Annotated in this window: 19 protein-coding genes; 8 read left to right on the top strand and 11 right to left on the bottom strand. The window is 41.7% G+C overall.

The window, feature by feature from the left end; genetic code table 11:
* Positions 1-102 precede the first annotated feature (102 nt).
* The gene (locus tag AAYR28_RS03705) at positions 103-4,395 is read left to right on the top strand and encodes a multifunctional 2',3'-cyclic-nucleotide 2'-phosphodiesterase/3'-nucleotidase/5'-nucleotidase (protein WP_254001611.1); all 4,293 of its coding nucleotides are present in this window, start codon (positions 103-105) and stop codon (positions 4,393-4,395) included.
* Between the two features lie 38 nt (positions 4,396-4,433).
* On the opposite strand, the gene AAYR28_RS03700 is transcribed toward AAYR28_RS03705, so the two are convergent.
* The 7 genes from AAYR28_RS03700 to AAYR28_RS03670 form a co-directional block, all read right to left on the bottom strand.
* A complete protein-coding gene (locus AAYR28_RS03700; RefSeq protein ID WP_111927623.1) occupies positions 4,434-4,868 on the bottom strand; it encodes a terpene synthase in 435 nt (144 codons plus the stop codon).
* A gap of 65 nt (positions 4,869-4,933) precedes the next feature.
* Entirely contained in the window at positions 4,934-5,662 is a 729-nt protein-coding gene (gene treR, locus AAYR28_RS03695) for a trehalose operon repressor (RefSeq protein ID WP_061110564.1), read from the bottom strand.
* Between the two features lie 19 nt (positions 5,663-5,681).
* Entirely contained in the window at positions 5,682-7,382 is a 1,701-nt protein-coding gene (gene treC, locus AAYR28_RS03690; RefSeq protein WP_041116184.1) for an alpha,alpha-phosphotrehalase, read from the bottom strand.
* Positions 7,383-7,397: 15 nt separating this feature from the next.
* Complete coding sequence (gene treP, locus AAYR28_RS03685) at positions 7,398-8,834, bottom strand: PTS system trehalose-specific EIIBC component (protein ID WP_101676698.1); 1,437 nt, start codon at positions 8,832-8,834, stop codon at positions 7,398-7,400.
* 168 nt (positions 8,835-9,002) lie between these two features.
* On the bottom strand, positions 9,003-9,389 hold the full coding sequence (locus AAYR28_RS03680) for a DUF1992 domain-containing protein (protein ID WP_041116179.1): 387 nt from the start codon (positions 9,387-9,389) through the stop codon (positions 9,003-9,005).
* A gap of 178 nt (positions 9,390-9,567) precedes the next feature.
* Positions 9,568-11,292, bottom strand: a complete 1,725-nt coding sequence (locus tag AAYR28_RS03675; protein WP_041116177.1) for a methyl-accepting chemotaxis protein — start codon at positions 11,290-11,292, stop codon at positions 9,568-9,570.
* A gap of 31 nt (positions 11,293-11,323) precedes the next feature.
* Entirely contained in the window at positions 11,324-12,982 is a 1,659-nt protein-coding gene (locus tag AAYR28_RS03670; RefSeq protein ID WP_345808931.1) for a pyridoxal phosphate-dependent decarboxylase family protein, read from the bottom strand.
* A 579-nt stretch (positions 12,983-13,561) separates the two neighbouring features.
* Here AAYR28_RS03670 and AAYR28_RS03665 point away from each other — a divergent pair.
* Entirely contained in the window at positions 13,562-15,541 is a 1,980-nt protein-coding gene (locus AAYR28_RS03665; RefSeq protein WP_101676696.1) for an LTA synthase family protein, read from the top strand.
* A 98-nt stretch (positions 15,542-15,639) separates the two neighbouring features.
* Positions 15,640-16,227, top strand: coding sequence for a YjgB family protein (locus tag AAYR28_RS03660; protein ID WP_034283677.1), 588 nt, complete (start codon positions 15,640-15,642; stop codon positions 16,225-16,227).
* A 43-nt stretch (positions 16,228-16,270) separates the two neighbouring features.
* On the opposite strand, the gene AAYR28_RS03655 is transcribed toward AAYR28_RS03660, so the two are convergent.
* Positions 16,271-16,774: a DoxX family protein gene (locus tag AAYR28_RS03655; RefSeq protein ID WP_034283676.1), complete on the bottom strand. Its 504-nt coding sequence runs from the start codon at positions 16,772-16,774 to the stop codon at positions 16,271-16,273.
* A gap of 195 nt (positions 16,775-16,969) precedes the next feature.
* On the opposite strand from AAYR28_RS03655, the gene AAYR28_RS03650 reads away from it, so the two are divergent.
* Positions 16,970-17,728, top strand: coding sequence for a DUF817 domain-containing protein (locus AAYR28_RS03650; protein ID WP_111927620.1), 759 nt, complete (start codon positions 16,970-16,972; stop codon positions 17,726-17,728).
* An 18-nt stretch (positions 17,729-17,746) separates the two neighbouring features.
* Here AAYR28_RS03650 and nagE read toward each other — a convergent pair whose 3' ends face one another.
* A complete protein-coding gene (gene nagE / locus AAYR28_RS03645; RefSeq protein ID WP_034283672.1) occupies positions 17,747-19,114 on the bottom strand; it encodes an N-acetylglucosamine-specific PTS transporter subunit IIBC in 1,368 nt (455 codons plus the stop codon).
* Positions 19,115-19,302: 188 nt separating this feature from the next.
* On the opposite strand from nagE, the gene map reads away from it, so the two are divergent.
* From map to AAYR28_RS03630, 3 genes are all read left to right on the top strand, one after another.
* Positions 19,303-20,052 carry a type I methionyl aminopeptidase gene (map, locus tag AAYR28_RS03640; RefSeq protein WP_024424611.1) on the top strand — a complete coding sequence of 250 codons (750 nt, stop codon included), beginning with the start codon at positions 19,303-19,305 and terminating at the stop codon, positions 20,050-20,052.
* Positions 20,053-20,176: 124 nt separating this feature from the next.
* Entirely contained in the window at positions 20,177-20,338 is a 162-nt protein-coding gene (locus AAYR28_RS03635) for a hypothetical protein (protein ID WP_087976421.1), read from the top strand.
* A gap of 134 nt (positions 20,339-20,472) precedes the next feature.
* The gene (locus AAYR28_RS03630; RefSeq protein ID WP_064497716.1) at positions 20,473-20,610 is read left to right on the top strand and encodes a YflJ family protein; all 138 of its coding nucleotides are present in this window, start codon (positions 20,473-20,475) and stop codon (positions 20,608-20,610) included.
* Positions 20,611-20,652: 42 nt separating this feature from the next.
* On the opposite strand, the gene AAYR28_RS03625 is transcribed toward AAYR28_RS03630, so the two are convergent.
* Positions 20,653-21,303 (bottom strand): MOSC domain-containing protein, encoded by a 651-nt coding sequence (locus AAYR28_RS03625; protein WP_120208619.1) that lies wholly within the window; start codon positions 21,301-21,303, stop codon positions 20,653-20,655.
* Between the two features lie 122 nt (positions 21,304-21,425).
* On the opposite strand from AAYR28_RS03625, the gene AAYR28_RS03620 reads away from it, so the two are divergent.
* Entirely contained in the window at positions 21,426-21,695 is a 270-nt protein-coding gene (locus tag AAYR28_RS03620) for an acylphosphatase (RefSeq protein WP_034283670.1), read from the top strand.
* 19 nt (positions 21,696-21,714) lie between these two features.
* Here the strand turns inward: AAYR28_RS03620 and AAYR28_RS03615 are convergent, their stop codons facing one another.
* Positions 21,715-22,821, bottom strand: coding sequence for a nitric oxide synthase oxygenase (locus AAYR28_RS03615; protein WP_120208621.1), 1,107 nt, complete (start codon positions 22,819-22,821; stop codon positions 21,715-21,717).
* Positions 22,822-22,845: the final 24 nt, after the last annotated feature.

Raw genomic sequence — 22,845 nt, 5'->3', positions numbered from 1 at the left:
TATGTTATCTTTACAATAATCTGCAAAAAATAACTACAAAAGTTAACGAAACATTTCTACAATAGGTATTGTGGTCAAAAAAATTAGAAAGGCGGAGATCAGGTGAAGAAGCAAGCACATAGGTCTAAACGAAGGAAAAACCTGTCTATTCTGCTCACTTCCATTATGATGATTAGTCTCATTCTCCCAGCAGTACCTACTCATGCAGCAATAGAAAACGGCGATGCCGTAAAAGTCAGCATCTTAGCCACAACGGATGTACATGCCAACATGATGAATTACGATTATTACAGCGACAAAGAAACAAATGAATTTGGTTTGGCAAAAACAGCCGAGCTGATAGAAAAGCACCGTTCACAAAATCCTAATACACTCCTTGTTGATAACGGAGACCTGATTCAAGGAACCCCTCTTGGAGAATACGTTTACAAAAATGAGAAAGACCGCATCATTAATCAAACAAAGGTTCACCCCATTATTCATACACTCAACAAACTAAAGTACGATGCAGGAACACTTGGCAATCATGAATTTAACTACGGATTATCATTTCTTGATGGTACCATTGCCGGCGCTAACTTCCCGATTGTCAATGCGAACGTCAAAAAATTAAATGGAGAACACCGTTTTACGCCTTATGTGATCCAAGATAAAACCTTTAAAGATGCAAACGGAGCTTCACAAACTGTAAAAGTCGGTTACATAGGATTCGTTCCACCGCAAATTATGACGTGGGATAAGAAACATTTAGATGGACAAGTTCAAGTGCAGGATATCGTCGAATCTGCCAATGAAACCATTCCTGAAATGAAGGAAAAAGGGGCAGATATCATCGTCGCTCTTGCCCATACAGGAATTGAAAAAACCGCTTCGCCTAAAGGGTCAGAAAATATGATCTTTGATCTTGCCACGAAAACAAAAGGCATCAATGCGATCGTGTCCGGCCACCAGCACGGCACATTCCCAAGCGCTGAATATAGCGGCGTCGACAAATTCGATGTCTCAAAAGGAACGATCAACGGCATTCCAGTCGTCATGTCAAAAAACTGGGGAAGCTACCTCGGAGTCATTGATTTAACATTAGAGCCTGACGGCAGCAAATGGAAGGTCACAGACGGAACAGGAAAGATTGAACCTGTTGCAGGAGTCACTTCTCAAAACAGCACTGTGAAAGATGCCATTCAAACAACGCATCAAAACACACTTGATTATGTGAGAAAACCTGTCGGTAAAACAGAAGCAGACATTAACAGCTTTTTTGCTCAAGTGATGGATGACCCCTCTATTCAAATTGTGACAGATGCACAAAAATGGTATGCACAAGAAAAAATGAAGGATACCGCGTACAAAAACTTACCGATTTTATCTGCAGGCGCCCCGTTTAAAGCCGGCGGTCGAAACGGTGTGAATTATTATACGAATATCGCAAAAGGTGATTTAGCGATTAAAAATATCGGCGATCTCTACCTTTACGATAACACCGTGCAGATTGTCAAACTGAGAGGCAGTGAAGTCAAAGACTGGCTCGAGATGTCTGCCGGACAGTTTAATCAAATCAAACCAAACGATTCAAATGAACAGCCTATTTTAAACGAAGAATACCGCTCGTATAACTTTGATGTGATCGATGGTATCACCTATCAAGTCGATGTGACGCAGCCTGCTAAGTACAGCACAACAGGCACCCTTGTCAATGCAAATGCAAACCGCATCAAAAACCTGTCCTACAACGGGAAACCAGTCTCTGACAATCAAGAATTTTTAGTCGTGACGAACAACTATCGAGCTTCTGGCGGCGGAGGCTTCCCGCATCTGACGCAAGATAAAGTGGTGCTTGCCTCAGCTGATGAGAACCGCCAAGTACTGATGGATTATATTATCGAACAAAAAACCATCAACCCAAGTGCGGATCAAAACTGGTCCATTGCACCAATCAAAGGAGCAACAGTCACATTCGAATCTTCTCTTTTAGCTAAGCCGTTTGCTGAAAAATCAAGCAGCGTAGACTTTGTTCGTAACGCCAGCACAGATGGTCTTGGCGTGTACAAGCTCGCCTTTAAAGAGGATGGCACAACAGAACCGCCTTCATCAGACAACTGGAATTTAACGGTGATGCATACAAACGATACACATGCCCACCTTGATGATGCGGCAAGACGTGCAACAAAGATTAAAGAAGTTCGAGCAGAAAGCAAAAACAACATTTTATTAGATGCTGGAGACGTCTTCTCTGGTGACCTATATTTCACAAAATGGCAAGGACTTGCCGACCTAAAACTAATGAACTTAATGAAATATGATGCCATGACGTTTGGTAATCATGAATTTGACAAAGGTCCTTCTGTTCTTCGTCAATTCCTGACGGGTGATGCTTCAGATGTAGATGCGAAAAACCGTCACCAATTTGAAAAGCCTGCATTCCCAATTGTGTCATCAAACGTTGATGTCTCTAAGGAAAAACAATTGAGCGGCTTAGTGAAAAAGCCAGCGACATTTAAAGCTGGTGAGAAAAAAGAAGCTGGGATATACCCATACATCCTGCTTGATGTAAACGGTGAAAAGGTGGCTGTATTCGGCTTAACCACTGAAGACACGGCCATTACATCCAGCAGCGGTCCCAACATTCAATTCAAGGATGCATACAAGAAAGCAAAAGAAACAGTTAACACGATTCAAACAGAAGAAAAAATCAACAAAATCATTGCTTTAACACACATTGGCTATAACCGTGACCTTGAGCTTGCTCAAAAAGTAGATGGTATTGATTTAATCATTGGCGGTCACACGCACACCCTTGTTGAAAAATTAAAGGTCGTCAATAAGAAAGAACCAACGATTGTCGCACAGGTAAAAGACTACGGACAATTTTTAGGAAAAGTAGACGTGGCCTTTAATCAAAAAGGAGTCGTACAGCCAAAGGAATCTTCTTTTGATCTCATCACCATCGATGACTCTGTCAAAGAAGATGCTGATGCAAAAGCGATCCTCGATCAGTACAAGGCAGATATTCAAGATTTAAAAACGGAAAAAGTCGGGTCTGCTGATGTCCTCTTAGATGGACAACGCGAGCATGTCCGTGCGAAGGAAACGAACCTTGGGAACTTTATTGCTGACGGCATGCTGAAGAAAGCGCAAGAATCTGCTGGTGCTGATCTTGCCATCACAAACGGCGGCGGAATTCGAGGCAGCATTGAAAAAGGAGATATCACTTTAGGTGATATTTTAACGGTCATGCCATTCGGAAACACACTCTATGTCGCAGATTTAAAAGGCAGCCAAATTAAGAAAGCACTCGAACAAGGGCTTTCAGGCATTGAGGAAGGCGGCGGCGCATTCCCTCATGTAGCCGGCATTGAATATACGTTTACACTGAGTAAACCAGCTGGCAGCAGACTCATTGATGTCAAACTGAAAGACGAAAACGGCAAACTAACAGACATTGATGATAAGAAAACATACCGCGTGGCGACAAACGCATTTGTCGGCACAGGCGGAGATGGCTACAGTGTCTTTACAGAAGCCTCTCACGGCGAAGACTTAGGCTATGTTGACTATGAAATCTTCAAAGAGCAAATTGAACAGGCAGACGGCGGGCATATTTCTCCTGTCATCGATCACAGGGTGAAAGAAGTGTTCCTTCCGCGTGCGAAAGGAAAAGGCACCTATGACATTCAAGATGATGAGAAATTCCAAACGTATGTGCAGCATACAAACAAAGCATTGCTCTATTTAGACAAAGCGAGCGAAGCGAAAAACGTTCAATTGTCTCTATCAAAAGCGCAGGTAGCCGAGCTGAAGAAAAGAGAGCAAGATCCAAACGTCACCATCTATCATGACAAAGTGGGACTCGCATTACCGCTCTCTAACTTGTCCGAGAAAAGCGCAGATATATGGATGACAAAGACGGATAAGGTGAAAAATGCATTAACGGATACGTATGATTTCCAAATCAAACAAGATCAGAAAAAGGTTTCTACCTTTAAAGATTCTGTCACACTATCCTTTACATTAGATGAGCCTCAAAAGGCGAAGAAACCTGGTGTATATTATGTAGACCGCAAGAAAAACCGTTATGCAAAAACAAGTAACGGATCGTTCGAAAATGGTGTCGTATCAGGTCAAACTGAACACTTCAGCGAATATACCGTACTCAACCAAAGCGGGGCAGCTGGAACAACGCCAGATCAAACTGGCGGAGACGGCGGTACATCAGCGCCAGGCGGAGGTACAGGTACAGATCCAAACCAAGATGGAACCGGACTCCCAGGCGGCACACTCCCGAATACAGCAACAATGATGTATACAGCTGTATTGATTGGCGTACTCATGCTTGCCTCAGGCGGTATCCTATATTACTACCAGCGCAAGCGTACAAGAAAAAATGTATCATCCTAAAAGAAAAGGACAGAGCCTATGCTCTGTCTTTTCTCATCTCAATCTTGGGATAAATAAATCCAATTGCGTTTATCAAATTGTTTCACCTCATCTGATCCTATATGACGCAGCATTCTATTGAAGAACGTGATGTCATCTTCATCATCGACGGCATATAAATCCTCTTGAACATAATCTCTTATAATAAAATTCGTTAAGTTTGTATTATTCACAAAGTCTGCAAAATAATCTTCTACAAGAGTTAAATCCTCTTCACTTAATTTTTCATCATTGATAATGGAAATATGAAAAACATTCAAATACGCTTGTATATCTTCTTCATCCATATAACATAAAGGTTCCAGCTTTCTGTCTTCTGCCGTAAACGGTTTTCGAGTATCTTCAATGATGACATAACATAAAATCTGCTGATCTTTCATCACACTGAATATTTCTAAATCTCTTAATTTTAATGGTCTATTTACTCTCATCATCTTTCCTCCAGAAAGTAGTGATCTATTCGTCATCTACTTTTCCCATAACCTGAAAAGGACAGAGCCTAGGCTCTGTCCGTTCTTTCTCTTCTAGCAAAATCGACGAATCTGAAGCGGTCTAATCGGTGACGGCTTTCTGTGTATTGAAATAGACTCGTATCCTCTAAGAACACATAATTTTTTACCACAACGACATGGTCAAATCCCTTCAAATCAAGGTACTTGGCGTCCTCTTCTGTACATGGCTCTACCACAAATTCTTTTTGAGCATAGCTGATCGATACACCGAGTTCTCCCTCAATATACTCGTAGATTGATCCTTCGCATATGTCTTTAGACAATACTTCGACATGCTTTTGCAAAAAGTAGTCCTTGTCTAAAATCACCTCTTCACCGCTAATATTGCGAGATCGAATGACTTTCCAGACGTCTGTCTGTTCATCAATTTTCAGCTGAGACTGAATATACTGATCCGGTTTGATTAAACCAAATTCATGAACTGTTGTGACCGTCTTTCGGCCAAGCGTTTGGGAAAGCTCTTTAAAGCTGACAAGACCTGAAACAGGAAACTGCATTTTCTCCCGATTCAGCAATACAGAACCTTTCCCGCGGATTTTTTGAATATAGCCATTTTGCACCAGAATATTTAATGCCTTTCTCACCGTCTCCCGGGACGTGTCGTACATGATAGAAAGTTCATGCTCTGATGGGAGGATGCCTTTATCCTGCCATTCACCTTGCTCAATTCGTCTTGCGAGCTGATCATAAATCACTCGAAACTTATTCTCTTTCATTTTCCCTCCGCCCCATTTTCTAGCGTTTGGTTAAATGATAAACGATTGACTCATATGGGCGCAACGTAAATCCCTTGATATGTGCCGGCACATCCTCATAATTGGATAACAGGACTTGCCCCTCCATCTCATCTACAGCCTGCACAAGCTCATCAGGAAGCGTAAAGTCCGCCTCCCCTGCATAAAAGTGGTTGATCACGAGGAGCTTCTCATTCTTGCTTTCTCTAACATAAGCAAAAATCTTTGGATCTTCTGCTAAAAGTAAGGAGAAGCTGCCATATGTGATCACATCAAGTTCTTTACGCAGTCTGCAAAGGGCTTGGTAATGATAGAAAATGGACGTCCGGTCTTTTAACGCAGCTTCGACCGAAATGTCGTTATCGGCTGGCTCAATCCAAGGCGTTCCTGTTGAGAAGCCTGCATTCTTCTCTGAGGTCCACTGCATTGGAGTTCTCGCATTATCTCTTGACTTGACCTGTAAAATGGCGAGTGCTTCTTCCTTTGATTTTCCCTTTTCAAGCATGACTTCGTACATATTGAGTGATTCGATATCACGGTAAGACGAAATGTCCTCAAAGCGAGGATTCTTCATGCCAATTTCCTCACCTTGATAAATATAAGGAGTCCCCTGCATCAGATGAATCGTGGTCGCCAGCATCTTCGCTGATTGCTGATGATACGTGTCATCATCACCATATCTTGAGACGATACGCGGCTGATCATGATTGCACCAGAACAGCGCATTCCAGCCGCCGCCCTCATGCATTTTCGTCTGCCATTCAGACAGAATCGACTTTAATTCTTGAAAATCAAATGGTGCGATCGCCCACTTTTCGCCGTTTGGATAATCCACCTTTAAATGATGGAAGTTAAACGTCATATCCAGCTCCTGCCGATCAGGTCTTGTATACCGAATGCAGTCTGCGATATTCGTTGAAGACATTTCTCCAACTGTCATGCTATCGTATTTCGAAAAAACCTCCTGGTTCATTTCATGCAGAAATTCATGAATTCTCGGCCCGTCCGTATAGTACATGCGGCCGTCGCCTTGCACAGATTGTCCGGCATCATCTAAGAAGCGCTGATCCTTTGAAATGTTGTTGATGACATCCAGCCTGAACCCATCAATTCCTTTTTCAAACCAAAAGTGCATGATGTCATATACTTTCCTGCGCACCTCATCCTTCTCCCAATTGAGATCCGCCTGAGTGACATCATATAAATGGAGATAATAATCTCCTGTTATTTCGTCTAGTTCCCAGGCTGGGCCGCCAAATTTCGACTGCCAATCGTTCGGAGGAGATCCGTCCGCTTTTGGCTCCTTCCAAATATAATAATCTCGGTAAGGGTTATCCTTTGACTCACGCGAGGCTTGAAACCACTCATGGAAAATGGATGTATGGTTAACGGCTAGATCCATGATGACTCGTATTCCTCTCTCATGCGCTTCCTTCAGCATGCGTTCAAAATCTGTCATTGTGCCGTACATGTCATGGATTTTTGTATAATCACTAATATCATAGCCGTTGTCATGCTGCGGGGACTCATACATTGGCGTGAGCCAAATACAATCCGCCCCAAGCTCTTTGATGTAATCAAGCTTTTTCGTCACGCCATTGATATCCCCTGTACCAGAGCCCGTTGTATCTAAAAAGCTCTTCGGATAAATTTGATAGACCACCGCTTTTTTCCACCACGGTTCATTTGATTGCTGATTCAATTTCCTTCACCACCACTAGTTAAGTTCTTCTGAAAAATCCTTCTTCTTTTTTAGTTTTGCATATAAAAGAGTACCGATGAATGGGAGGATGAGTACAATCACCATTCCAATTGCAAATGCCCCCCAATATTTCGGGATAATGGAGAAGATTCCTGGAATGCCTCCAACACCAACTGAGCTTGCCAGCACCCCTTGAGAGGCGATAAACATACCGGCTAATCCTGAGCTGATCAGTGCAAAAATAAATGGGAATCGATAACGCAGGTTGACCCCAAACATCGCCGGTTCGGTAATTCCTAAATAAGCAGAAATACTTGATGTCAGCGAAAGTCCTTTTTGCTTTTCATCTTTTAAGACAAACATCATTGCCAGTGCAGCTGATCCTTGTGCGATATTGGACAGTGCAAGCATTGGCCATAGGAACGTGCCGTGCAGCTTTGAGTTAATCAATTGAATATCCACAGCGAGGAACGTATGGTGCATTCCTGTAATGACTAATGCTGCATACAGTCCGCCATATAATAGACCGCCAAGTGCTGCGAATTGCTGGAATACAGCTACAAGTCCAGATGTTAAAACATTACCGATTGCAAAGGTAACAGGTCCAATGACGATAAATGATAAAAATCCAATGACTAATAACGTAATCGGTGCAACAACTAAAAGCTGAATACTTTCAGGTGTCCGTTTTGTAATAAATAATTCGAGCTTTGCAAGTAAATAAGAGGCAACGAGTATCGGAAGAACCTGTCCTTGATAGCCTACCTTCTGCACTTCAAGTCCAAACAAGTTCCAAACAGGAATGTCACCGGTCTTCTCAGCCGCTCCATAGCCCCATGCGTTTAACAAGTCTGGATGTACAAGCATTAGTCCAAGGACCATCCCTAAAAGCGGATTCCCCCCAAACCGCTTCACAGCTGACCAGCCAATTAATGCTGGCAGGAAGGTGAAGGCAGTGCCTGCAATTAAGTTGATCATATTCGCTAAATCAGCCCATGCCGGATACACATCCACAATCGATTTTTGATCGAAGAAAATATCAGGAGCTGTTAAAATATTGTTAATCCCCATTAATAAACCGGCTGTGACGATGGCAGGAAGAATCGGTATAAAGATATCCGCAAGCGTTTTCACAGCACGCTGCAATGGATTTAGTTTTTGATCAGAGGCACGCTTGACGTCCTCTTTTGTGGCTTCCCCAATCCCCGTCCTTTTGACCATTTCGGCATATACTCGATTGACGACCCCTTGGCCGATCACCACTTGGTATTGACCGTTCGCTGAGAAAGATCCCTTCACTTCTTCAATTTGTTCAAGTGCTTTCTCATCCACCTTACCTTCATCTTTCAGCACAAAGCGCAGCCTTGTCACACAATGTGTCGCTTGATCAATATTTTCTTTGCCGCCGATGGCTTTCACAATCTGATCTGCTGCTGCCTGATAATCAGCCATACTATCCCCTCCGAGATCGTTTTTTTATATAAGAAAAAAGAACCAAAAAACTTGTATATACATGTTTGATTCTTATTTTATATTTGTATATACATGTAGTCAACAACAAAATGCAGCGCTTACATAAAAAAAGCCCCCCTCAATGTGCTCAGGAGAGGCAGCGTGTCATCATCTTTTTTTATGCTCCGTTAATTTCTCGTAGACCTTATTTTTATAAAAGGAGGAAGCTGGACGGGCAAAAGTTTGGCGCTTAGATGTAAGTTCATCCAGACGTTTTTGTTTTTCTTCACATATGAGAGACAGCTTTTTTCTCTCCTCTCCGTCTATACTGGAGCGAAGCAGCTCTTTGACAGTCATGAGTTCTTTTTTCAGCGCTGTTTCTTCCCCAGCAAATCCGGCATTTTTCATGATGCGGTAGCCCATTCTAAGTTCTTCTGGTACATGAGCAGCATCATCTTTTGGCAGAGGCTTCCCAAAGCCAGATAATCCTTCAAAAGCCCCGTTATCCATCGCTTTTTTGATCCGTTCTTCTGATAATCTCTGCGCAAAATCCATAGCGTTTCTCCTTTCGCCGCAAGTATTTGATTAAGCATAGCAAAAAAGCTGGCTCTCTCACAAGAGCCAGCTTCAGCATCTAGACAACCCCTCGCATTCGGTGTCTATCCTGCGCTCAGGTGCTCGTCCCTTCTTCGCTGAAAAGAGAAAAAGGGCTAAATATTTTAGCCCTTTCTCGTTATTTATTGTCGACTTTGAAGGTTGAGACCATTTGTGCTAAGTCATCCGACATATCAGAGAGCTGTTCAATCGCACTTGAAATTTGCTGCATACCAGCACTTTGCTGTTCTGTTGCTGCCGCCACTTCTTGAGAGCTGGCTGCATGTTCTTCCGATACAACAGAAATTTGCTCAATCGATGTAGAAATCGTTTGATATGCTTTCTCAACTTGCTTAATAGAAGCAAGCAAATTGTTCGTTCTTCTTGAAAACTGGGACACACCGTCGTAAATCAAAGCGAAGTTTTGTGACGTGCCTTCCATTTGCTCACGTCCTTCTTCCACTGCTTTACTGCTTTCCTCTACGCTTTCAAGAACGCGCTGACTGTTTTCCTGTGTACCGATGACAAGGTCTGAAACGGTTTTAGCCGCATCCGCTGATTGCTCAGCTAACTTGCGCACCTCATCTGCCACAACAGCAAAGCCTTTTCCTTCTTCTCCAACACGTGCCGCTTCAATGGAAGCATTCAGTGCAAGCAGATTCGTTTGTGCTGAAATGTCTGTAATAATCGAGATGACACTTTCAATCTCCGTTGAATGAGATTGTAATTCTTCTGCTGCCTGCTTTGAGTTGGTCATCTTGTCATGTAGCATATTCAGATGATCAAGCACATGGTTCACTAATTTTTGACCAGATTCTGACTGCTCTTGTACGTTAGATGAAACAGATTTCATTTCATCAACTTCTTTTGTGACACCTTCGATTTGCGTATCGATCTCAGCAACGGATGTCGTACAATCCGTAATATTTGCGACAGAATCATTGATTCCTTCACTCATATTCGTCATGGCTTCTGATACTTGCTGCGCACTTTGACTCGATTCGTTCGTCACCGTACGAAGCTGTGAAGACATTTTCGACACTTCACTAGATGAGTGTGAGATTTTCGAAATGAGCTCTTTGATCCGCCCCTGCATCTTTTGGAAGGATGCGGCAAGCTGGCCGATCTCGTCTTTACTTTCAACCTCTACCACACCAGTTAAATCACCGTCAGCAATTCGGTTCGCTGATTCCATCAATGAACGTGCTGGTTTCGCAATTCTTCTTCCCATAAAGTATGAGAAGAGTAATCCACCGATGAGCACAATGGCAGATGCCACTGTGATATAGATCGTCAGCTTCTGCGTTGTTTGAGGCACGACAGACGCATCTAAATCAATGCCTAAAATCCCTGTCAGCTCACCGCCTGAATCCTTGATTGGCAAAAAGACTGATTTATGTGTACCAAATGAATCTTTGTAAATATCACTTTTGACCATTTTATCTTCAGAAAGAGCTTGTTTCATCTCATCTGAAAATGCATAATCCTGGTCAAAATCATTGTCTTCTCCAGTTAATACGATAATTCTTTCTTTACCGCCTTTATTAGATAACACGTATAAGTTCTCAAGCGTATGATCTTTTTGAAGCTCTGTGAATTTCGTTTTAATCTCGGCATAAATGGGATCATCCTTCCCGCTAATGCTGAGCACGTTTCCATCGATGTTATCGATTTCTTTTTTGGCAGTATCAATATCTGTTGTTAATCGATAATCAAATTGCTTTAATAACTGGGATGATAAATCCTGGCTCACTAGATAAAAGGTTAGAACGAATAATGCAACGGTTGCGAGTAATGTTACGGTAACGACTGACATGATTTTAGAGGATATCGTGTATCCTCCAAATTTCCTTTGTTTCGCCATTTTTTCCTACATCTCCACTCTCAGATTTGATTTAAGCATGTACATTTTCAAATTGTCCACAAACAGATGCAATCACATCTTTTAAATAAGATACGATATGAGGGATATGCTCTGGTAACGTATAAGGTGAGATGACAAAAAACTTACTAACACTTAGATAGAATTCTTGGCCTTCTTTCGAGTTGACAAGTAAAAACTTCGTTGTATCGCCAAAGAACATCTCATCTCTTTTCTCTCCAAGCTTTTCAAACAGCATTTTGTTCAATTCATTGTTCCGCTCAATTTCGATTGAAGTCGCTTCGTCAGAAATCTCTTCTTGAAAACGCGGTGAGCCGTCTAGGTAAATTCTAAATAATGTAGCCATTCCGACGTTGTCATCATTCACGACTTCTGCTTGCGGAATTTCCCGACTAAGTGCTTCTCTGAAGGCAAGGTTCACTTCTAAGAATTGACCGAGCAAGCGCTGATAGCCTTCAATCCCAAACGTTAACAGCACACTCAGCATACTGATCGAGCTTCCCATTCTTGAGCATTCCAGTGTATAACCCGTATGGTATTCCCCGTAGCCTCTATGGCCAACATATGGTGTCTCCTGTTCTTCCAGGTCCAAACGCTTTAAGTCAGCAGCGTTTTTCACTAGGAATAAACTGGATGTGTAAGGTGTTTGGCCAAGCTTTTGAAAATCAAAGCACATCGAGTCTGCAAGAGACAGATGCTGGAATTTCGCTTTGATTTCTTTTAGCATACGAAGAACACCGTCTGAGAATTGCAGCGGATTTTCCGATACATCATACTCATTAAAGAAAGCAAAGAATCCACCCAGCGCCGAATCTGCATGAATATGCGGCACCTTCAGATCATACTTTTCAGCAATCGTTTCTGCTGTTTCACGTACCCCTTTTACATCATCAATTGCAATGGCATCTGTTGTTCCGGTTGTTGCAACAATATAAACGGGAATCCCGCCACCCTGTGCAACACGTTCCATTTGACAACGCAAATCTTCCATATCCATTGAATGATCTTTATTCGTCTTAATTCTGATTAAGTTGTTTGTGCCAAGTCCTGTTGCTTCCATTGACTTAAATAGGCTGTAATGTGCAGCATCAGAACAAAACGCATAAAGATTTTGCGGAACTCCTTTTCGCAGTGACTCCGGCGCAGCCTTTGCGATCGCTAAACGAAGTCCTGAAAAAATCGCTCCTTGACCTCCCCATGTTGTGTATCCCCCGCTCACATTTGGATCATATCCGATGAGCTTAGACATCATTGAGACCACTCTGACCTCAGCTTCCGCACCTGCTGGTCCATAAACATCCCATAGGTTGTTTCCGTTTACCAGCATAGCTGTCAGCATGCCTAAAATTCCTGGTGTACTTGCCATTGGCAAAATGTTCGTGAAGAAATACTTGGTGTGGTATGGATGGTTATGTAAAAGCTTCAGTAATTCTTCATTCACAAGTTCCGCTTGCTGGCCGTTCATCGGAATTTGACTTGTTTCAGTGAGCTTTTTGTAAAAGTCCTCCCCACGATTCTTTTCACCTTTAAGGTGTGCACGGTTGGGATCTTTCAGGTCATCGACCCCTGAAATGATCTGCTCCATCAATTTGATGAGTTCTTTACGCTCTCCTGCATTTCCGTCCTCACTCGGAAACCAGTTCTGAACGAGGTTCTCTGCTCGTACAGTCATATACTATCAATCCTTTCAATGGAAGATTTCCTGTCACTGTCTATATCGACCCCAATTCAGAAGTTTATAGTCTCAATATGTTCACTTAAGTATATTTAGATAATTTGTTCACTTATTAAAATAAATAAAACCCTTAAAAAACACATGAAAACCATTATTTTCGTGAAACACAAAAATATATTGATATATTGTTCGAGAGGGATTTTTATCCATCGCTTTGTTCCATTCCATGGCTCATTTTTTTTGCTTAACCTGCATAAACATTAAGAAACAATGGAAATACTCTCTAAATGACCATTGTAGAAATCAAATTAATTCTTTAGACTTGTGTCTTTTTACCTGTTTTATTGATATAGCAACTGGAAAATTACTGAATTTTCTGTCAATAATAGGTCGATTTTCATAAAAAGTTTTTCGATGGGCGAATATTTTCATTTTCTCTCCTTTTATTGCTCGGACAGGCTTCCAAAGGCTCTTCACTGGTTATGACTTTTCTATTTGTGCATTTCGTGGTATATTCTAATGGTTCGTTTTCTTTCGTTCCGCCTCTTCCGTTTAACGGAGAAAAGGAGTGTTTATATGAAAACATTTATTCAAAAAAGAGGTCTCGGCTTCTTTCTGATTGCAGCCGTCTTACTATGGCTCAAAACGTATTCAGCGTATTTAATCGAATTTAAACTTGGTATATCAAATGTGCTTCAGCATATTTTGCTTTTCGTGAATCCTATTAGCTCCAGCTTGTTCTTTCTTGGCTTTGCTTTATTGTTCAAGAAAAAATGGCAGCCTGCCGCTATCATTGTGATTCACTTTTTCATGTCTTTTTTACTATACGCAAACATCGTGTACTATCGATTCTTCAATGACTTTATCACGCTGCCTACAGTGATGCAGGCAGGAACGAATGGCGGACAATTAGGTGATAGTGCATTTTCACTCATGCGTTGGACTGATGTGTTTTACTTTATTGATACAATCATTTTGATCGTACTTGCAGTCCGCATGAAAAGGCAGCAAACAAGTACAGCCACTGTACCTGTTCAAAAGTCAAAATCGTTTAGACTCGTCCTTGTGTCCTCTGTTGTGATCTTTGTTTTAAACTTAGTGGCTGCAGAGATCGATCGTCCAGAGCTTTTATCAAGATCGTTCGACCGCAATTATTTAGTTAAATATTTAGGCGCTTATAACTTTACTGTGTTTGATGCCATTCAAAATGTAAAATCAAACAGCCAGCGTGCTCTGGCAAATTCAAATGACGTGACAGATGTAGAGAACTATTTAAAAGCGAACAGCGCTGATCCTAACCCTGCTTATTACGGGAAAGCGAAAGGCATGAACGTCATTACAATTTCTCTTGAATCTCTGCAAAACTTTGTCATTGATTATAAGGTCAATGGAAAAGAAGTAACGCCATTCCTTAATTCATTGGCACACGACAATAAAACGTTTTACTTTGATAACTTCTTCCATCAAACAGGACAGGGAAAAACGTCTGATGCTGAATTTATGATGGATACTGGGTTATTCCCATTATCACAGGGCTCTGTTTTTATTAACAAGGCGCAAAACACATATCAAGCACTCCCTGGTATTTTGAAGAAGGATCAATATACGTCAGCAGAATTCCATGGAAATACGAAAACCTTCTGGAACCGTAATGAAATGTTTAAATCCTTTGGATATGACAGATTTTACGATTCTGAGTACTACGATATGAACGAGCAGGATACGAAGAACTACGGTCTGAAAGACAAACCGTTTTTCAAAGAATCCATGCCAATCCTTAAAAACATGAAGCAGCCGTTTTATTCGAAATTCATTACCTTATCGAACCATTTCCCATTTGGAATGGATGAAGGTGATACTGATTTCGAACCTGGTGACTTCGGAGACTCTGTCGTCGATAACTACTTCCAATCGGCTCATTATTTAGATGAAGCGATTGAACAGTTCTTCAACGATTTGAAAAAGTCAGGTCTCTATGACAATACCGTCGTTATTATGTACGGCGATCATTACGGTATTTCTGAAAACCATAATGAAGCGATGGAAAAAGTGACTGGACAAAAAATTGGAGATTATGAAAATGCGCAGCTCATGCGTGTGCCGCTCTTTATCCATGTTCCTGGCGTAAAAGGCGGACAGATTCATAAATACTCTGGTGAAGTCGATGTCGCACCAACTCTTCTGCACCTGCTTGGCGATGATACGAAGAACTATTTAATGTCTGGTTCTGATATCTTATCGAAGAACTTTAAAGAGCTTGTGCCATTTAGAAACGGTGACTTCGTGTCTAAGGACTACACGAAAGTAGGCAATAACTATTACAGCAACAAAACAGGCGAGAAAATCGAGCCAACTGACAAGGCATCACAAGAAAATGAAACGGTGAAAAAGATGCTGGAGACATCTGATAAGATTGTCACCGAAGATTTACTCCGTTTCTACAAGCCTAAAGGCTTTACACCAATTGACCGCAACGATTATGACTATACAAAGAAAGTACAGGATGAAAAGGATTCCTCTTCCGCCAAAGATGAATCCAGCTCTTCTTCAAAATAACGTTCTCATGCTAAGAACCAGCCGATCCTTGATCAGCTGGTTCTTTTCACGTTTGATCATGATGGCCCCGGGTATAGGAGAAGAAGGAGGGATTTATCATGAAGAAAACAGCAGCTTTTGTCGTAACTGCCTCACTTGCTTCATCGGCCCTATTCGGTTTCAGCCCTGCGGTCTCAGCACACGCCATGATTAAACCAGCAGCAGAGCAATCCGTTCCTCAAGGTCCAAAAGCCGCGCTTAACAGCATTTATAAGCTGGCACATAAAGGACAAATGCCCTACTATGCGAAGGGACTGAAAATAGGCGTTCAAACAAAAAAAGACGTTCATCATCAGCTCGGACATCCATATCCAGAAACAGGTCAAAGCAGCTTTGATTTGTATCATGCGGAAATGGGAAATCCCGGATTTGCTTTTCACTATGATGCAAAAGGCAAAATTGATGAAATCCGTTATTTCGGTACAAATGTAGAAAAAGAAACAAATATCGGCGGTATGACCCCTTCGTTACTAAAGAAACAGCTTGGACCAGCGGATTCAGTGAGTACCATTCCTCAGACAAAAGAGAAAAAATATGTGTATCGAACCGGTGATTATGAACTCGAATTTATCGTAGGCCATGATCCAGATATGAGTCAGCATGAGCTCACCGTCCTGCATATCAACCTCATTAAAGCCGATTCTTAAATAAAAAAGCATCCTGAGCTTGTGCTCAGGATGCTTTTCTTTATTATGATGCCACTTCTAACTGCGGCTTTCTTTTCATTGTTCTTTTGAGGACTGGACCTGCGACATAATCAAGTCCAAATTTGCCTGCATTCCCTTTCGCTGCCATGATAATGATGGCTATGAGCAGAAGCAGCGGGTTCACAGAGACAGTTCCAGCTAGTAAGAAAGAGACATTCATCACGCTTCCAAAAAAGGCTGCCGTTGTTGTAAACAATCCAACAATTAATCCTAGGCCTACTAAGATTTCTCCCCACATGACCATGGCACTGAATAGTCCGGCATTTGGCAAAGCGACATTTTCTAAAAACCATACATAGAACGGATACACTAGATGACCATCCTTGACGACAGGTTCAGATATTGCAAATTGTAAATAGCCTGATGCATCAAATCCACCTGTTAGTTTTCCAATACCAGATGTCAGCCAAGTCCATCCGATATAAAGTCTTGCTGCCAAAAGGATAACGGCTGCCCATACATTCGTTTGTAAGAATTTTGTAAACATGATGATGCCTCCTTTTAAATTATGTGAAATATTTCACATTTTCTTTATGATCTTATTATACTATGCGAAATGTTATTTGTGATCTTTTTCACATATATATTCACAAATTGTTCATGAATATCTAGTTGAGGTAAACTTTTCCCTTGCTAAAACCGTCTAAGTCATTTCAGACAGTAAAAAGGGGTTTAATTTTGTATGAAAACACTATTTCATTTTGCTTATTTACAGGCCATCTCATGTCTATTCCCCGTCATGATCTTTGCGGCGCTTGCCCTATCAAAGACGGTGACTATTCCTTTTCTTCACCGGTATGATTTCATTCTACTGCTTTGCATCGCAGCTCAGATCCTGATGCTGACGCTGCGGCTGGAGACTTGGGCGGAGCTAAAGGTCATTTGTCTATTTCATCTCATAGGAATCTGTTTAGAAGTGTATAAAGTACATATGGGCTCTTGGTCCTACCCTGAAGAAGCTTATACAAAAATATTTGGGGTTCCACTTTATAGCGGCTTTATGTATGCGAGTGTGGCTAGTTATATTTATCAGGCACTTTCACGACTTCATGTAAAAGTGACCGACTGGCCTCATCCATTTCTTTCAATTGGCATCAGTTTGTGCATTTATCTCAATTTCTTTACGCATCACTGGCTCTATGATGTCAGGTGGTGGCTGACATGTCTGCTTGTTGTTGTGTTTCGGAAAACGTCGGTTTCGTTTCAGGTTGGTCCATCTTCCTTTCGAATGCCGCTTGTTGTTTCATTTCTCCTGATTGGCTTTTTTATTTGGGTGGCCGAAAATGTCACGACCTTTTTAGGCGCATGGCAATATCCAAATCAGCAGCATGCTTGGTCTCTCGTCCATCTTGGTAAAATCAGTTCGTGGTTTTTACTTGTTGTCATCAGCATTGTACTGGTGATCGAACAGCGTAAACAAAAAAACGTTCAGCCCATTTGACCTGGCTGAACGTTTTTTTTAATCTCGATCGACTTCCTTACGGAGATCATCTGCGACAAATTCTACATTCGTTCCAATGATGATTTGTACGGTTGTTTTTCCAGAAGTCAGGACCCCTTTGGCACCTGCTTTCTTCAATGTACCTTCATTTAATAAATTTGTATCCTCTACTGTTAAGCGAAGACGTGTGGCACAATGATCAATCGTGGTGATATTGTCTTTGCCGCCAAGTCCCTCTACGAGCATACTCGCTCCTCCTGCCGTCACCGTATCATCAGCTGCGATATCTTCCATGTCATCATCTTCCCTGCCTGGTGTTTTCAGCTTTAATAGTTTAATGAGGAAATAGAAAACGACAAAGTACACGACGCCATAAATGATTCCTACTACAAGAAGCAAGATCGGTTTTTGCGCAATTCCGAAGCTTAAGACGTAATCAATCGCACCTGCTGAAAAGGCAAAGCCGCTATGAATCCCAAGAGTGTTTACAATAAAAAGCGAAAGCCCCGTCAAAATAGCATGGACACCATATAAAAGTGGAGATAAAAACATAAAAGAAAATTCAATTGGTTCAGTGATCCCTGTTATAAATGATGTAAGTGCCATACCAATCATCAGTCCAGCTGTTGCTTTTCGCTTCTCAGGCTTTGCAGTCACAACCATGGCTAGACATGCCGCTGGCAGACCAAACATCATCACTGGGAAGAATCCGGTCATAAAGACACCCGCGCTTGGATCTCCTTTAAAGAATCGCGCTAAATCCCCTGTTGCCCCGCTGAATTCCCCGAATTGAAACCAAAATAAGTTATTCAAGACATGGTGAAGTCCTAATGGAATGAGCAATCGGTTAAAGAAACCAAACAGCCCTGCACCTGTTGCCCCAAGACTTAAAATCCATTCTCCTAAATCATTGATCACACTTTGAATCGGAGGCCATACATATCCGAAAACGGCTGCTAATAGAATGGTGAAAAGTGCGGTCATAATAGGCACAAGCCGCCTTCCGCTAAAGAAACCTAAGTATTCCGGCAGTTTCGTATCCTTAAATTTATTGTAAACATAACCTGCCAAAAGCCCGCATAAAATACCGCCCAATACCCCCATATTGTTGGTTGAGTTAATCGACGTTGTACCGGCTGACAAAATAAAATAAGAGATCGCTCCTGATAATGCCGCTGCCCCGTTTCCATCCTTTGAAATACCAATCGCTACACCCATTGCAAAAATTAAAGCCAAGTTCGCAAAAATTGCATTCCCTGCCGCATGAATAAACGGGATATTGAATACATCCTCCCGCCCAATGGCCAAAATAATCCCTGCTGCTGGAAGTACAGCGATTGGAAGCATAAATGATTTTCCTAGCTTTTGAAAAAACTGAAACACCATCTGATTTCCCCCCTTTGTCATCATCATGACCAAAATCATTCATGATGTTCATAAAAAATATATCATATGCACGTCTAGTTATCTATACCAATTTGTCCACATCCATTTGAATTCCGCTCTTTACTCTTTTTGCGTAAAATGTGGTAAGCTATTGAATAGAATGAAGATATAGAAAGCGGGAATGAACAGTGATTGTCAAACATGATCATGAGTTAGAAGCCTTAAAAAAAGTCGGCCGAATTGTCGCTTTGGCAAGAGAAGAAATGAAAAGCCAAGCGAAACCAGGCATGTCTACAAAAGAATTAGATTTGATTGGGAAAAAAATATTAGAAGAGCACGGTGCCAATTCAGCACCTGAAAAGGAATATGACTTTCCTGGTACCACTTGTATCAGCGTAAACGATGAAGTTGCACACGGTATCCCTAGTGAAAAAACCATTTTACAAGAGGGAGACCTCGTGAACATTGATATCTCAGCAGAGCTTGACGGATATTATTCCGATACAGGTATTTCATTCGTTTTAGGAACAGGTGATGCTCGTCTTGAAGCATTATGTAAGTGTGCGGAGGATGCGTTCCTTGAAGGATTAAAGCATGCAAAAGCCGGTAAAAGACAAAACCAAATTGGCCGTGCGGTCTACAATACAGCGAAAGAACAAGGATTTACTGTCATTAAAAACCTGACAGGACACGGCATTGGGAAGAATTTGCATGAAGCACCCAACCATATTTTGAACTACTATGATCCATTCGATAATGCTTTGTTTAAAAATGGCACAGTCATTGCCTTTGAACCTTTCATTTCAACAAATGCTGAATCGATTTATCAGGCTGATGATGGCTGGACATTTAAAACACCAGATAAAAGTCTAGTGGCACAGATTGAACATACGATTGTGATTACTAAAGACGAACCGATTATTTTAACAAAGCTGTAAGCCAAGCGGGTCCCCTCCTTCACTGGAGGGGATTTTTTCATGCCCGTTTCACGAATCTGTCACGACTAAACAAAAAAGCCTGTGGTAAAATAGGCAAAGATATGCGAAAGGGGTCTTATTTGATATGTGGTTCATCATCATAGGTGTTATCTTTTTCATCGAAAGTATTATCTTAACGGTTGTAGGGATTAAGAAAAAACAATCCATGATGACCTATCTTGGTGTTATCATCATGATTATGACGGTCGGCATGATCCTCGTTACCCTCAACCCGCCAAATTCATAAATCAATATTTCCAGCATATACATGGATCATAGGCAGATAGAATCAGTTTTCATTTCTTGACACCTGCACGCTTTTCACCTCCTTTTTTGAGATGTTACAATGCAGGCAGTTTCAATTGAAAGGAGTTTTCTATCATGCATTATGGTAGCAAAGGCTGGTATGTCGAAGAATTAAAGAAGCTTGGTGTGACCAAGCATGAAGGAAGAAAGCTTCAAAGCTTAAAAACATATTTCCTTGCAAATCTTCTTGAGCAAAAGAAACGCAGCTCATAAGCTTAGAAAAGCCGCACATCTTAAGCTGATGTACGGCTTTTTTTAAATGTGCTGAATTCGTTTTTCTAAAGACTTCCTGACCACATCTGCTAAGCCATCTACTTCAAGAACGGCTTTCAGTCTCTCTGGACTTGTTTGTCGATATTTGACTTCATTGACTTCATGGACCGTAATCTGATGGGACGCTTTTTCTACTAGTACAAGCGCAGCATCAGGCGGCACCATGCCTTCTTTCAATACACGTAAATAAAAGCCTGTATACCCTGTTTTTTGCACTTCCTTTACAAGCTTCATGTTGCCATGCTTAAGAGACAATTTCACACAAGGCTGTCTTGGCTGGCTCACCTCAACAAATGCATCTCCAAGCTGAAACACATCGCCAATAAGCACATTCGTTTCGACTAGCTGGCGTACTGTTACATTCTCGCCAAAGGCAGCTTCCTGTAATGGAACCCCTAAAAATTGTTCAAAGTGAGCATAATGATCATACGGAAAGACGCAGACGGCTTTATCATAACCCCCATGATGAACCAAATCCCCCTGACCATCTCCTTCAAAATTGACCTGACTTAAATACACAGGCTCATGAATGCGCCTTTTGTTGATGGCTGTTTTGATTTCTTTTCCATTCGCATAGGTAATGATAGGTTGTCCTACTTGGATTCCTTCTATGTCGTATCTCTTTTGTCCCACGATGGCCATCTCCTTCGGTTGTCTACTGGCTTTTATTTTACATCGTTTGACAATCAAATCATAGTCGAGGCGTGAAGATCAGATGCAGGCTATGGTACGATGTGAAAAAAGGAGTGATGATCATGATTCATTATCACGCCATTGTAAAAGGACGTGTGCAAGGAGTCGGCTTTCGTTATTTTGTTCAGGGAGAAGCTGTCAATCGTGGAATGAAAGGCTGGGTACGCAACACAGATGAAGGTCATGTCGAGTTAAAGGTAGAGGGTGAGCAGCAGAAAGTGATTGATTTCTTAGAGACTGTCCGGAAAGGAAGTCCTTTTTCAAAAGTCACCGACATGCAAATGGAGCCGCTCACTGAGCTGGCTCATTATCAGGATTTTCGAATAAGATAATAAAAAAACCTAGCTTTCGCTAGGCTTTTTCTGTCCCGTGATAGGGCTTGTCCTGATAAAAATAGTTTGGTTTCACAATGGTATTGTCGTAATTCTTGTGGAATATGTGGGTAGCAGCTGGTGATACTGGGGGAATCAGCCATGTCCAGTCCCCAGTCAGCTTGCGGTCAGCCTTTTCTTCCTGCTTTTCAAACTGCTTGAATTGATGTGCTGCTGTGTGATGATCAACAATGGTCACCCCTGCTTCGCGATAAGAATGGAGAACCGCCTCGTTCAATTCGACAATGGCTTTATCCTTCCAAAGGGACGAATTCTTGGTTGTGTCCAGTCCTAAAAGAGAAGCGACTTTTTTCAGCATATTGTAGCGGTTTTCATCCGCTAGGTTGCGTGCACCAATTTCTGTGCCCATATACCAGCCATTAAACGGTGCAGCATTGTAATGAATACCGCCAATTTCTAATTTCATATCAGCAATAATTGGAACCGCATACCATTTCAGTCCTAAATCACGGAATTCATCGTATTCAGGATGGGTGATCTCTACCTCTTGGACGATTTCTTTCGGAAGCTCATACAGAACAGGCGGCTGATCTTTTAGCTGAAACATGAGAGGCAGAATATCAAAATGTGTGCCCTCCCCTTTCCAGCCATGTTCTTCACATAATTTTGTTAATTCAAGAGATGCCTCGTCGCCGATGATGCCATATTCAGTTTCATAGCCTGCATAACGAACGAGCTGATGATTATAAATGACGACTTCCTTCTGCCTGTTCTTCTCTGGGGGAAAGATCGTAATGGACGGTTTGATTTTCCCGCCATTTGTCGCATACTCAATATGATGAAAGAGCGCCTCCTTCACCTCATCCTCTGTCTTTACATGCCGGCAGTCATGCACTTGCAGGGTCGACCAAAACAAACGGCCAATGCAGCGGTTACTGTTGCGCCATGCCATTTTCGCCCCGTGAGCTAATTCCTCTAGTGTATGCGTATAAATTCCTTCAGACTCAATTTCTTTTTTTATTTCATGCAGACGTGCTGCTTTCTCTTCATTTGACTTGTTTAATTCTTCATAGCATACAGAAATAAAAGCTTCTGCTTCATTCCACAACGCTTCTTGATTACTCAAACATACTCGCCTCACTTTAATACG

The organism is Bacillus safensis (genome assembly GCF_039619585.1).
Lineage (GTDB): Bacteria > Bacillota > Bacilli > Bacillales > Bacillaceae > Bacillus > Bacillus safensis.
The sequence above is the reverse complement of the archived record's forward strand: the minus strand, read 5'-3'. Positions and strand labels throughout refer to the sequence as shown.

What these genes read in the sequence shown, in the direction of transcription:
- AAYR28_RS03700 (WP_111927623.1), bottom strand. Translation starts at nt 4,868, where the DNA reads ATGATGAGAGTAAATAGACCATTAAAATTAAGAGATTTAGAAATATTC.
- treR (WP_061110564.1), bottom strand. Translation starts at nt 5,662, where the DNA reads ATGAAAGAGAATAAGTTTCGAGTGATTTATGATCAGCTCGCAAGACGA.
- treP (WP_101676698.1), bottom strand. Translation starts at nt 8,834, where the DNA reads ATGGCTGATTATCAGGCAGCAGCAGATCAGATTGTGAAAGCCATCGGC.
- AAYR28_RS03680 (WP_041116179.1), bottom strand. Translation starts at nt 9,389, where the DNA reads ATGGATTTTGCGCAGAGATTATCAGAAGAACGGATCAAAAAAGCGATG.
- AAYR28_RS03675 (WP_041116177.1), bottom strand. Translation starts at nt 11,292, where the DNA reads ATGGCGAAACAAAGGAAATTTGGAGGATACACGATATCCTCTAAAATC.
- AAYR28_RS03670 (WP_345808931.1), bottom strand. Translation starts at nt 12,982, where the DNA reads ATGACTGTACGAGCAGAGAACCTCGTTCAGAACTGGTTTCCGAGTGAG.
- AAYR28_RS03665 (WP_101676696.1), top strand. Translation starts at nt 13,562, where the DNA reads ATGAAAACATTTATTCAAAAAAGAGGTCTCGGCTTCTTTCTGATTGCA.
- AAYR28_RS03660 (WP_034283677.1), top strand. Translation starts at nt 15,640, where the DNA reads ATGAAGAAAACAGCAGCTTTTGTCGTAACTGCCTCACTTGCTTCATCG.
- AAYR28_RS03655 (WP_034283676.1), bottom strand. Translation starts at nt 16,774, where the DNA reads ATGTTTACAAAATTCTTACAAACGAATGTATGGGCAGCCGTTATCCTT.
- AAYR28_RS03650 (WP_111927620.1), top strand. Translation starts at nt 16,970, where the DNA reads ATGAAAACACTATTTCATTTTGCTTATTTACAGGCCATCTCATGTCTA.
- nagE (WP_034283672.1), bottom strand. Translation starts at nt 19,114, where the DNA reads ATGGTGTTTCAGTTTTTTCAAAAGCTAGGAAAATCATTTATGCTTCCA.
- AAYR28_RS03635 (WP_087976421.1), top strand. Translation starts at nt 20,177, where the DNA reads ATGTGGTTCATCATCATAGGTGTTATCTTTTTCATCGAAAGTATTATC.
- AAYR28_RS03630 (WP_064497716.1), top strand. Translation starts at nt 20,473, where the DNA reads ATGCATTATGGTAGCAAAGGCTGGTATGTCGAAGAATTAAAGAAGCTT.
- AAYR28_RS03620 (WP_034283670.1), top strand. Translation starts at nt 21,426, where the DNA reads ATGATTCATTATCACGCCATTGTAAAAGGACGTGTGCAAGGAGTCGGC.